This window comes from Mesorhizobium sp. WSM4840 (genome assembly GCF_055811755.1).
The window spans coordinates 212519-224584 of the sequence record NZ_JBVVQD010000006.1; the positions used below are offsets into that span (position 1 = coordinate 212519).

Consider the following 12066-nt stretch of genomic DNA (forward strand, 5'->3'; position numbering starts at 1 on the left):
GCTACACCAGCTTGAGACGGTCGAGGCCGAGGATGCGGGCGAAAATGCCGAACAGCGCCAGGGTGAAGACGAGCAGGATCAAGCTGAGCGCCGCCGCCATCTCCCAGTTCAGTTCGACATTGACGTAGTTGGCGATAAAATTGCTGATCAGCTGGTCGCTGGCGCCGCCGATCAGTGCCGGCGTGATGTAATAGCCAAGGCAGAGGATGAAGGTGAGCAGGCAGCCGGCCATCACGCCCGGAAAGACCTGTGGAAGGTAGACGCGGCGAAACGCGGTAAAAGGTTTTGCGCCGAGCGAATAGGCAGCCTTCATCTGCGAAGGCTGGATGGTGCGCATGACGCTGTAGATCGGCAGCAGCGTGAACGGCAGCTGGATGTGGGTCATGGCGATGATCAGTCCGATGCGGCTGTACATCAGGTCGAGCCGGTCGTCGGCAACGCCGAGCCACAGCAGCAGATCGTTGACCAGGCCGAATTTCTGCAGGAGCACCGTCCAGGCCGCGGTGCGCACCAGGATCGACGTCCAGAACGGCAACAGCACCGCGACGATGAGGATGGCGGCGAGGCCCTTGGGCACGGAGGCGATGAGGTAGGCGAGGGGGAAGCCCAGTATCAGCGTGGCCAGCGTCACCGCAGCGGCGACGAAGAATGTGCGCATGAACACCTGCAGGAAGATGGCCTGTTCGGGCGGCACCCTTTCGATGCCGCCATCGGCATTCCAGCGCAGATCAAGCGCGCTCAGCAGGTAGAACGACGTCACGCTATGGGTGCCGCTCTCGATGACCGGCCATGTGCCCGGGGCCGACCAGAACGGCACTGCTTTCATCACCTCCAGCGGCGGCCTGTCGGCGGCCTCGAGTTGACGCACCGTCTTGAGCGCCTGGCTGCGTGCACCTGGTAGACGGGCGTTCAGGCTCTTGGCGAGTTCGTAGGCGGTGCCCTTGGCCTGATTGCTCCGGAGATCGGCGGCAAGGGCCAGGAACGCAGCATCGTCGGGCAGTCCCGTGCCGTTCCAGCCGACCAGTGCCTGGCTGGTCTGCGGCAAAGCGTCGGCAATCGTCGGATCATAGACGGCGCGCGACAGAAGCAGGACGATCGGGATGCCGAAGCTCAGCGCCAGCAGCACAAGCAAAGGTGCCGCCAGCGCCAGCGACCGCAGACGGTCGCCGAGATCGGCGCGGCGAAGCGCCGCCGCGACCGACCTTGCTGTGCCGGAATCGGCGGCCGACCAGTCGCGGCTTGCCCGCGGCCGGTCCAGTTTCGTGGGCTTAAGCGCCGACATTTTCCCCTACTGCGCGAGCCAGGCGTTGAAGCGCTTGACCAGATCCTCGCCATAGTCGCCCCAGAATTCGGTATCGGCGACCAGGTAAGCGGTCATGTGGTCAGGTGCGTTCGGCAATTTCGGCAGAGCGTCCGGCGCGACAAAGGAAGCCGCATCGATGCGCACCGGCCCGTAGGTGATGTAGCTGGCGAGCTTGGCGTTAATTTCCGGCTGGCTGATATAGGCAAGATACTTGTAGGCCAGGTCCGGGCTCTTGGCGCCCTTCGGAATGGCAATCATGTCATATTCGAGGATCTGGTTGTTCCAGACGATCTTGAACGGCGCCCCGTCCTTGTCGATGGCGTTCTGGATACGGCCATTCCACGCGGTGGTCATCACCACTTCCTTGGATGCGAGGAGCTGCGGCGGCTGCGCGCCGGCATCCCACCAGACGATATCCTGCTTGATGGTGTCGAGCTTCTTGAAGGCACGATCGACGCCTTCGGGGGTTGCCAGCACCTCGTAGACATCGGCCGGCGCAACGCCGTCGGCCATCAGCGCCCATTCAAGGTTCTGCGCCGGAAACTTGCGCATCGCGCGCTTGCCCGGAAACTTGGTCGTGTCGAAGATGTCGAGGACCGAAGTCGGCGCCTCCTTCAGCACGTTGGGATCATAGGCAAGCACGTCGCCATAGGCATCAAGGCCGACGCCGCAGTCGAGTGCCGAACCTTCGATGAACTTTTCGCGGGGGGCGATCTTGGAATAGTCGAGCCGCTCGAGAATGCCGGCGTCGCAACCCTGCAGCACGGTCGCGGTCTCGACCGTCACCAGATCGATCGGCACGTTACCGGTGTCGACCATCGCTTTTACCTTGCCGAGATCGCCAAGATATTCCTGCTCGACGATCTTGATCCCGGTCTCCTTGCTGAACGGCTCGAACCACGCCTTGCGCTGGGCATCCTGCCAGGCGCCGCCGCTGGCCATGATCGAAAGCTCTTCGGCGAACGCAGCGTGTCCTGACATGATGAATGCTGTGGCTGCCGCGAAGGCGAACAGCCGGGTTTTTGTGATTTTCATTGTTCTTATTCCCCTGTTTTCGAGATGGAACCGCCCGTTCCGGCATCGGCCGGAAAGGCACGGCAGTCGTTGGGCGCGCAGGAAACCGTGACCGGTTCCCCGCTACCCATGGTCGCTTCGGGGCCGACTTTGACGGTCAGCACCTGTCCGTTTTCAAGCCTGGCCAGAAGACGCTGGTGGTCGCCGAGATAGATGCGGCCATCGACCGTGGCTGCCAGCGCATTTGCTCCGTTCGAAGCGGGCGCGAGCTTCAGCCGCTCCGGGCGGATGGCGACATGGCAGGCCGCACCCTCCGCAACGCCGATGGCCAGCGCGGTTACCGAACCGCCACCGTCCAGCGCGACGCGGCACTCCTTGCCGGAGATGCGCTCGACCTTGCCTTCCAGCGTGTTGTTCTCGCCGATGAAGCTCGCGACGAACGAGCTCTCCGGCGTGTTGTAGAGATCATCAGGCGAACCGAGCTGGGCAATCCCGCCATTGTTGAACACGGCAACGCGGTCCGACATGGTCAGCGCCTCGCTCTGGTCGTGCGTCACGTAGACGATGGTGACGCCGAGCATGGTGTGCAGTTGCTTGATCTCGAGCTGCATATGCTCGCGCAGCTTCTTGTCGAGCGCGCCGAGCGGCTCGTCCATCAGCACTAGGCTCGGCTCGAACACCAGCGCGCGGGCAAGCGCGACACGCTGCTGCTGGCCGCCGGAAAGCTGTGCTGGCCGCCGGTCGCCGAACTGCCGCAGCCGCACCATGTCGAGTGCGCGGCCGACGCGGGATGCAACGTCCGCCTTGGTGATCTTGCGGACCGAGAGTGGGAAGGCGACGTTCTCCTCAACGCTCATGTGCGGAAACAGCGCGTAGTTCTGGAACACCATGCCGATGTTGCGTTCGTAGGGCGGCAGCCTGTCGACCGACTGGCCTTCAAGCGTAATGACGCCGCTGGTCGGCCGTTCGAAACCTGCAAGCATGTTGAGCGTCGTCGTTTTGCCCGAACCGGAGGGGCCGAGAAGGGTGAGGAACTCGCCGCGCGCCACACTGAGGTTTAGCCGTGTCACCGCGAAAGCCCGGCCGTCATAGGATTTTTCGACATCGACGAATTCGACAAATCCCTGCCGGCGGGCGTCCGGTGCCGCAGCGGCGCTGTCGGCTGGCAAGATTGTCGCTTCGGCGATCACGAACGGAAATCCGTTGAGCGGCGGCAATGGCCGCTTGTCGAAACGAGGTGGTGCTTGCCGTGCATGTGTCGGTCTCGCATGACGCTGGCCGCGCAAGGGCGGCAAACCAAACTTGTATGCTCACACAATCAGTCGCTAAAGAACCATAGATGCAGACAAGTTTGCCCGTCAAGCGGCTTTCTTCGGGATTGTGTGAGATTTTTCAGCCGGATTTTGAAAACATGTACCGGACAAGTGCTATTGTCCGGAGCATTGTCTCATGCTAGATGCGCCGGTAGCCAGAGCGTCAACACACCGAAACCGCCAATCCGCATGCTTCAGGACCTGCAACTCGCCTCGGATGAAGGCCCGGTCTACCGGCGCCTTGCTGACGCTATTGCCGAACGGATTGCAGCCGGCACGCTTGCAGTTGGAGACCGGCTGCCGCCGCAGCGCGAGATTGCTCGCGCACTTGGCATCAACGTCACCACGGTGACGCGCGCGCTGTCGACGCTGCAGCAGCGCGGCCTGCTCGAAGCGCGGCCCGGACGCGGCACCACGGTCGCCGCCCGCAACGGCGGCGAAGGACCAGGTTTCGTGTCGGCGCCGAGCGAAGACACCGGCGTCATCGATCTTTCCGTCAACAGACCTGCGACCTCGGCCTATCTCGACGCGCTGGCGCTGCTGTTGCCGCGCCTGTCCAAGGACCGGCACTACGTCACGCTCCAAGACTATCATCCGCCCGAGGGGCCGCTGTGGGCGAGGGAGGCAATCGCCGAGTGGATGCGGCCGGTGGCCGGCGACGGTGATCCCGGCCGGATGGTGCTGGCGGCGGGCGCCCAGCATGGGCTGGATTGCGTGCTTGGCGCGGTGACCAGGCAGGGCGAGGTCGTGCTCGCCGACGAAGTGACCTATCAGGGCATCAATGCGCTGTGCCGGGTGCATGGCCTCGATCTCAGAGGCGTCGCCATGGACCGCGGCGGCATGCGAGCCGACGCGTTCGAGGCAGCCTGCGCGCAGCTGCGCCCGCGCGCGGTTTTCCTGGTGCCGACCCTGCACAATCCGACCACCATTACACTGGGCGAGGAACGCCGGCACGAGCTGGTGGCTGTGGCCCGTCGCCATAATGTCCTCATCATAGAGGATGACGTCTACCGGCCGCTGGCGGACAATCCGCCGCCGTCGCTTGCCAGCCTCGAGCCCGAATTGACGGTTCACATCGGCGCCTTGTCGAAATGCCTTGCCCCAGGGCTGCGCCTCGGTTTTGTGATCGCGCCACGCGCCATAGCCGGCCAGGTCGCCGCGGCTTTACGCATCAACTGCTGGAGCATCAGCCCTCTGACGGCGCTGATCGGCGCGCGGCTGATAGAAGAGGGCTCGGCGGCGCGCATCATCGAAGCCCAGAAGCAGGAGCTTCGTCAGCGCCAGGCCATCCTCACCGAAATCCTCGGCCGCTACGATGTCCAGAGCCACGCCACCTCGACCCATGCCTGGCTGCGCCTCCCGGAGCCGTGGCGGGGCGCGGGTTTCGCTCGCACCTGCCTGGAACGTGGCGTTGCCGTTCTTCCCGGCGACGCCTTCGCGGTTGGGCGCGAGCCGGTGCAGCACGGGGTGCGCATCAATGTCGGCGCCGCGCGCTCGCTCGACGATCTGCGCACGGCCCTGAACACCATGGCCGAACTGCTCGCGGCCGGGCATCTGCAACTGCCTGGCTTCGTCTAGGATGGCAGCACCGGAAACCGTGGAAGTCGCCATAGTCGGCGCCGGCATTGTCGGTTTGGCAACGGCACTCCGGCTTGCGGCCGAGGGGCGCGAGGTGCTGCTCATCGACCCCAACGAGCCTGGCTCCGGCGCCTCGTTCGGCAACGCCGGAACGCTCGCCGAATATGCCTGCATGCCGGTCGGCAACCCGGCCGTGCTGCGCCAATTGCCGAAACTGCTCCTCGATCCGGACAGCCCTTTCGCATTGCGCTGGACAGCGTTTTTCCAGCTGGCGCCCTGGCTGGTCCGCTTCGTGCGGCAGTCGCTTCCGGCGGCCACCCGCGCCAACGCGATGGCGCTCGCCGGGCTTCTGGCTGAGGCCCTGCCGGCCTGGGAGGAGATGGTGAAAGAGGCCGATATGGCCGACCTGATGCGCCGCAACGGCTGTCTCTACCTGTATCGCCGCAAGAGCGATTTCGCCAAGGCCGCTGGGGGCAGGGCGCTGCGCGCCGGGTTTGGTGTGCATCAGGAGGTTCTGACGCCGGGAGAGGGGCCGCGCTGGAGCCCACTGCCCCCGACCGGCCCGACCGGGGCCTGCGGCCTGTACTTCCCGGACTCGATGAACGTCACCGATCCGAAGACGCTGATGCGGCGGCTGCTCGATGCAGCGACCGCCCGCGGCGTGTCGGTGGCGCAGGCTGCAATAACCGGGCTGCGGGTCGAGGCGGACGGTGTCAGGCTCGGCGGTTCCGGCCTTCGCATCAAGGCGAACACGGTGGTGATCGCCGCGGGCGCGCAATCGCGGGCGTTGGCCATGCAGGCCGGCGACAGGTCCCGCTCGAGACCGAACGCGGTTATCATCTCGAATTCCCGACCGAAGCGCCTCTGCTCAATCGTCCGGTCTGTCCTGTCGATCTCGGCTTCAACATGACGCCGATGACTGGCCGGCTGCGTGCCGCCGGAACCGTCGAGCTCGGCGGGCTTGCAGCGCCGGCAAATCCGCGCCAGCTGGCGCTGCTCGATCGCGGTGTCAGGCAGTTCTTTCCCCAACTCGGCCGGTCTTCATCCGAATGGCTCGGGTTCCGGCCGTCGCTGCCCGATTCCCGGCCGGTCATCGGTCCGTCGCGTGGCAGCCATAGGGTGATCCATGCCTTCGGTCATGGGCATCTCGGCCTCACTCTGGCGCCGATCACGGCTCGCATGGTCGCCGACCTGATTGCCGGACGCGGCGATCCTGACCGCCTCGCACCCTTTGCAGCGGACCGCTTCGATGCATGAAGGTACGTCGGCTCGGCCGCAGTAGGACAGCGTGAGCATTGGATAGGCGTTCGGCATCCTCTTCTGTCCCCCAACTGACGCCAGCCTGCGCGCCAATTGCGGATGCCGGTTCCACCCGAAGCATTCAAGCAAAAACCCGCCCCGGTCTCCGGAGCGGGTCTGTTGCCTGAGGCGGAACTCAACACATGTCCGCAGCAGCAAGGTCGCCTCGCGATGCTGAAGATCTGGTTAACCGGCCAAAATTGATTCAAATCCAGCTGTGGATATTCGCCTTTGGGTAAATCGAAATGGGCCATCCTTGTCGGACGGCGGGCAAAAGGAGAATCCATGACTAGCGACTTTGCCGCCGCCCACCTCCATCTTGAACGAGCCTGCCACTATTTGCGCGGCGATGACGAGACGAGCAGCGCAGCTCGCGCGGCTCTGGATATTCTGATCGATGCAATTGCCGCAGCCCAGTACAAGCGCCCGCCGGCGGACGTAGTGGAATTTCCCAAAACGGCAAGACAGCGATAGTCGGCGAACTCTTAAAGCGCGTCGCATCCGAAGGGCTCCGTGCGTGGCTTTAAGTTTTGGCGTCGCAGAAATACAGCTAAACAATAGATAGAGCGGGATGGCCATTTCAATTTGAACGCATCCCGCTCTACACCGTGCCTGCTAGCAGTCTCTTAATGGCTGATGCCCAGTAGGAGGATCTGCCGACGACACCGGATTGACTCTTATCTAAACCCGTGCTGATGTTGCAGTGCAACATAGAGCAATGGTTCCGAAGGCGGCAAGCCGTCCTCAGTTGGACGTCGAAAGAACCGCCAAAAGGATCTTTGAGGGGGCCTAACTAGTGTCTATAGGGCAGCAGCAGTCCTCAGGCGTCATACCGTTATGGAATATTGGTCGCGGCAAAATCGCGAACGTCAGCGGTCGCGACGACACATTTGACGGGTTGACGGCATTTACTCCTTTCTGGGCAATGGCGGCGATCTTCAGTATCGCCGGTGATATCTACGCCATGCTTGGCTACAAGGGGCCGCTTTTTGCCGCTCTGAGCTGGTCGGTCGTCCTGTTCAGCTTGCTACTCCTGCTGTACCCACGGCGGACCGAGTTTTTGATCGGGCTCGTGATGGTATCGCTTGTGCTATACGCGCTGCGCATGCCGGTCGCTTCGAATAACAAGACGATCACGGCGGTGATGAACGGGGCTATCCTGCTCAGCGCAGCGGTGCTCTATCTGCGGGCCGCCGGCCACGGCGCCGCCCTGGACCGGATGTCCCTTTATCAACAGATCCGGATCGTCGCCCGGTCGCTGCTCGCCATCATGTATTTCTACGGCATCTTCCACAAGATCAACACCGACTTCCTTGACCCTTCCGTGAGTTGCGCGGTGGGCCTCTACGCTCCGCTGGCTCGTCCGTTCGGCCTCGAGGACAATCTCTTTGGCCGGTATCTTGCGATCTTCGCCACCTTCGTCATTGAGGCGATCGCGATCGTGTCTCTCTACTGGAAGCGCTATTTCGCCGTGGGGTTCATCCTCGCACTCGTCTTCCATTACGTGATCCCGATCTCGGCCTATTCCTGGTACATGGACTTTTCCAGCCTGGTGTTCGCGCTGTATGTGCTGAGCATCCCCACGCCCGCTAGCGAGGCGCTTTATCGCACCTCGTTGGAGTCTACCAATCGGCTGCGCGAGACGTTCGGCCGGATCGGGATCTTGCTGCCGGGCGGGGCCGTGATGCTGTTCGCGGTCACCCTCGTCATTCTGCTCACCTATGCTTTTCCCGGGCGGTCCTTCGACATGATGGTCCACTCTGTCTGGATCCTCATTTGGGCGGTAGTGGGCGGCGCGGCGATGGTCGTGCTGGCCTATGTGGCTCTGCAGAACCTGCCTTGCCGGACCGTTTCCTCGCCGCGCCAGCCGCTCTGGGTCTATTTGGTGCCGGGCTTGTTCTTCCTCTCCTGCCTGTCACCCTATGTCGGGCTCAAGACGGAGAGTTCTATCAACATGTTCAGCAATCTGCACACGGAAGCCGGCCAGACCAACCATCTGCTCTTTCCCAAAGCACCATACCTGTTCAACTATCAGAACGAGGTGGTGAAGATCATTGATTCCTCGGAGCCCCATCTCGTCCGGCAGTCGCGGGCGGGCAATTACCACGTCCTCCTCGATCTGAAGAAACAACTGCGCCGGAAGCCCGAGGCTTGGGTGACTTACGTGAAGGATGGCGAGACGATTACCCGCGCCAACGCGTCGACCTTCGCAGGCGAAATGCCCAACCTCCTCGAACGAAAGTTCCTTACCTTCAAATTGGTGGATTTCTCGCGGCCGAAGGTCTGCACACACTGAGCGCCGCTCTGGGAGGAGAGCTGTTCGAATGTTCACGAACGAAACTGTAGATGTCGCCGGGCAGTCGGCTTCAGCCATCTATTTCGCCGGGAAATGTCTAAAGCGCATCGCGTTTGTAAGGATTCACGCGTCGCGCTTTAAGTTCATGTCGATATCGCAAAACCGCTGCGCACTTTTGCGCGACATGAATTAGCGCCGGTCAAGGTCGGCAGGGATGAGCGAGCGGCCACGAAGCCTCAGGGTGGCCCGGCGTCCGAGCTTGAGCGCCGGATAGATCAGCCGCGCGGCCGTCCTGTTTGAGAGAATCCGGCGGTTGAGCCAGCCGAAAAGTGTCGAAGAGGAACTGAGGATCGCCAGGAGATTGATGGCTTCCTCGCCGTGATAGACGCGGTCCTCGAAAACGAAGAGCATGCCCTCGTTCAGGTCGAAGCCCTGGCGCTGAAACCCGACAACACGCGGGTCGCCTGAGCGCGCGTCGAGCAACTCGACAGGACCGACCGCGTCGCGCAGCCGGGCAAAGCGGACATAGCTCTGGCAGAAGATGCAGTCGCCGTCATAGACGATAAGCGCCGTCTTCCCGGGTGGCTTCATTGATCTGTCGGGTCCAGACTGAGCTCGATCGGCGCTTCGGCGATCGCGCAATTGCCGTAGAACGCACAGCCGGAAACGACCGGCAGGTTGCTGAAGGCATCGAGGACAGCGACGAACAGCAGCCCGATAATGCCGAGCATCATCATTTTCTTGTAGGCGGACAAGTCGCGAAGCATCTTGGTATGTGATCCCTTGCTGCCTCAAATCGGACCCGGCCGATCCGACGTCAAAGCGCGATCGATTTCAACAGCCCGCTGCCTTTCGCAAAACGGTAACCGGTGCCGGGTCAACGTTTCCTATCGAAAGGCCTTGAACTGACACATCGGAACCATCCCGATATTGTGCAGCGCAACAATGCGTGAGGATCGGCGGAAAATCAAGCGGAATGCTGAATTTCGCCGACTGATTCGGACTATCGGCAATCCGGAGCATCCGAGCCAATTCGCACTTGCCACAAGGTATGATGCGATGCACAATCGCCATCGAAACCGAAGGACCGGGCCGGCCGGTAGGCCGTATCCAGGAAACGCTGAAGTTGAACCTGCCCATGCGTGAGACCTGGCTGGACACCGCCAAGGGCTTGGGAATCACCCTCGTCGTCATGGCCCACGTCCTCGACCACAGCACCTGGCGCTGGGCGCAACCGGTTTACTTTGCGGCATCGCTCTTCTTCATGCCGTTCTTCTTCATCATATCCGGCTACCTTTTCGCCGTCTCGGACAGGAAGGCGCTTTTCCGCAAGCGCGCCCAGGGCCTGCTCATCCCCTATGTGACGTTTCTCGGCGCGATCATGGCGAGCGTGCTCGCTGTCGACCTGTTGCGCGGCGACACCCCGGCGCCCTGGCAGATCAGGGAACTCATCACCGACGCACTGCTGGGCGGACGGCACCTCACCCGCGAACTCGGCGTGTTCTGGTTCGTCACCTGCCTCGTCGCCACGCAACTTGTCTACAACGAGGTCGCGATCAGGACTAGCGGACCGACCGATCCCGGCATGCTGATCTTCGTCGGCGCATCCGTCGGCCTCGCCTATTCAATCCAGGCCTATTGGCAGGAGGTGCGCGCGCCGCTGGCTCTGACGAACGTGCCGCTCGCCATCGGCGCATTCTGGTTCGGACATGTCCTGCGCGAACGCGGCATGAGCGCGCTGTGGTCGGCGGTATTTGTCGTGGCGGTTGCCGGGGCCGCGCTCGCGGCGGCGCGGACGGGTTCCGACTTTACCTTCAGCATGAAGAACGCCATCTTCGGCCCCCCACTTCTCGGCCTGCTCGTTGCACTGGCGATCTCGACCTTTGTCCTCGCCCTCATCCGCTTCATGGAGATGCCGAGCTTGCGCATCGCTCCGTTGGCGGAATTCGGGGCGGCCTCGCTGGTGATCATGTTCGTCCATCAGTTCGTTCATTTCACGCTGCGTGACTTCGGAATGTCTTCCGAGTTGGCGCTGATCGCCCTGTCGCTCGGACTTCCCTATCTGCTCTATCGCGGACTGAGATCGTCCCTGATACTGTCTCCCTGGTTCATCGGAAGCGGAGACCTGTCGCTCAGCATCCAACTGATGAGGCGGAGCCTCGCGTTCCGGGCAGGCTGAGCACGAACACGTCCGGTGACGTCAGCAGCAGGCGATTTCCTTCTGGATTGGAGATCCTTGTCGGACGGCAAGCTCGGATTGCTGGAAGCCGCTTAGCGGACCGATGACCAATCAGTCCCTGCGGCCACCATTCGCAGGCGATTTCCTTCCGGATCGAAGACGTCCAGCGCCCGCTCCGCCTGCCTAGCGGGGATGTTGGCATGGCGTAGCCGCTGCGCGACCGCTGCCATATCCTGCTGGGAAGAAAGTATGACTGTGAAATGCTCGAGGCCCGCCGAGCCGGGCGGAGGTTCCTTCAGTTCGGCGCCGGCCCAGATGTTGAATGCGACCATGTGTCGGCGCTCGTCGGTCCCGCAGTCAAACAATCCGAACGATCTGGACTGGATGTGCGGCTTGAAGCCAAGCACGCCCAGATAGAACGCCATCAGCGTTTCGGGCGAGCGTGCGCGCATATGGATGTGGCCGATGAAGGCATCCGCCGCCAGCGGGGCTTCGACACCATCCGCACTGTCGAGCTCGAGCAGCAACCGGTCGAGGTCCAGCGGCTCGAGGCCGGAATGCGTGGTGCCGTCCCTGGCAACAAGCGCGACGCTGCCGTCCGCCGTCACCGCGCTGGATGCGAAGCGGTCGGGCGTATCGAAACAGACCTCGATGCCGTTGCCGGAAAGATCGGAGACGTACAGGGATTCTGATACCAGGTGATCTTGGGCGCCGTGCCTGACGCCAGACGCCCGAAGCCGGGCGGCGACGCGGGCCAATTCCTTGCGCGTCGTCACGTGTACCGCAACATGAAAAAGAACGCGCGACTTTGGCGGCAGGGCGGTCGTCGCTCCGGTGTGCAGCACAATCAGAGATTTGCCGTCGACGCCGAGATCGGCCGTCCCGCCATCATTGGCGAGGACAGCGAGACCGACCACGTCACGCCAGAGCGGCAAGGCAGCTGGAATATCGATGACGCGCAGATGAACCGGGCCGAGACGGGTGGCGTTGGCGAGCAAATCTTCGCTTTTCATCGAACACCGTCCGGATTGCAGCCTGAGAAGATTAACCGCGAACGATAAAGCTGTCTTGCGCAAAGTTCGGG

At 62.6% G+C, this 12066-nt stretch carries 10 protein-coding genes and 1 pseudogene; 5 read left to right on the forward strand and 6 right to left on the reverse strand.

Translation table 11 applies throughout. The features are described 5' to 3' along the window. Position 1: 1 nt before the first annotated feature. Genes AC0L3I_RS11405 through AC0L3I_RS11415 form a run of 3 tightly spaced genes read right to left on the reverse strand, consistent with a single transcriptional unit; the run spans position 2 to position 3507 of the window. Positions 2-1282 carry an ABC transporter permease gene (locus tag AC0L3I_RS11405; protein WP_473526949.1) on the reverse strand — a complete coding sequence of 427 codons (1281 nt, stop codon included), beginning with the start codon at positions 1280-1282 and terminating at the stop codon, positions 2-4. 6 nt (positions 1283-1288) lie between these two features. Then, complete coding sequence (locus AC0L3I_RS11410; protein WP_473487532.1) at positions 1289-2338, reverse strand: ABC transporter substrate-binding protein; 1050 nt, start codon at positions 2336-2338, stop codon at positions 1289-1291. Between the two features lie 5 nt (positions 2339-2343). Then, positions 2344-3507, reverse strand: a complete 1164-nt coding sequence (locus AC0L3I_RS11415; protein ID WP_473526950.1) for an ABC transporter ATP-binding protein — start codon at positions 3505-3507, stop codon at positions 2344-2346. A 312-nt stretch (positions 3508-3819) separates the two neighbouring features. On the opposite strand from AC0L3I_RS11415, the gene AC0L3I_RS11420 reads away from it, so the two are divergent. The 4 genes and pseudogenes from AC0L3I_RS11420 to AC0L3I_RS11435 all read left to right on the forward strand — a co-directional run bounded on the left by AC0L3I_RS11420 (position 3820) and on the right by AC0L3I_RS11435 (position 8803). Continuing rightward, positions 3820-5208: an aminotransferase-like domain-containing protein gene (locus tag AC0L3I_RS11420; protein ID WP_473526951.1), complete on the forward strand. Its 1389-nt coding sequence runs from the start codon at positions 3820-3822 to the stop codon at positions 5206-5208. 1 nt (position 5209) lies between these two features. Next, positions 5210-6465 (forward strand): annotated as a pseudogene (locus AC0L3I_RS11425) (NAD(P)/FAD-dependent oxidoreductase). A 273-nt stretch (positions 6466-6738) separates the two neighbouring features. Continuing rightward, complete coding sequence (locus AC0L3I_RS11430; RefSeq protein WP_473526952.1) at positions 6739-6981, forward strand: hypothetical protein; 243 nt, start codon at positions 6739-6741, stop codon at positions 6979-6981. A gap of 322 nt (positions 6982-7303) precedes the next feature. After that, entirely contained in the window at positions 7304-8803 is a 1500-nt protein-coding gene (locus AC0L3I_RS11435; protein ID WP_473526953.1) for a thiol-disulfide oxidoreductase, read from the forward strand. A gap of 189 nt (positions 8804-8992) precedes the next feature. On the opposite strand, the gene AC0L3I_RS11440 is transcribed toward AC0L3I_RS11435, so the two are convergent. Continuing rightward, positions 8993-9394, reverse strand: a complete 402-nt coding sequence (locus AC0L3I_RS11440) for a DCC1-like thiol-disulfide oxidoreductase family protein (RefSeq protein ID WP_095496521.1) — start codon at positions 9392-9394, stop codon at positions 8993-8995. Further along, on the reverse strand, positions 9391-9534 hold the full coding sequence (locus AC0L3I_RS11445) for a hypothetical protein (protein WP_473526954.1): 144 nt from the start codon (positions 9532-9534) through the stop codon (positions 9391-9393). The genes AC0L3I_RS11440 and AC0L3I_RS11445 overlap by 4 nt, the downstream gene beginning before the upstream one ends. A 395-nt stretch (positions 9535-9929) precedes the next feature. Between AC0L3I_RS11445 and AC0L3I_RS11450 the strand changes: the two genes are divergently transcribed. Beyond that, complete coding sequence (locus AC0L3I_RS11450) at positions 9930-10982, forward strand: acyltransferase family protein (protein ID WP_473526955.1); 1053 nt, start codon at positions 9930-9932, stop codon at positions 10980-10982. A gap of 92 nt (positions 10983-11074) precedes the next feature. Here AC0L3I_RS11450 and AC0L3I_RS11455 read toward each other — a convergent pair whose 3' ends face one another. After that, complete coding sequence (locus AC0L3I_RS11455; RefSeq protein WP_473526956.1) at positions 11075-11995, reverse strand: VOC family protein; 921 nt, start codon at positions 11993-11995, stop codon at positions 11075-11077. Positions 11996-12066 lie beyond the last annotated feature (71 nt).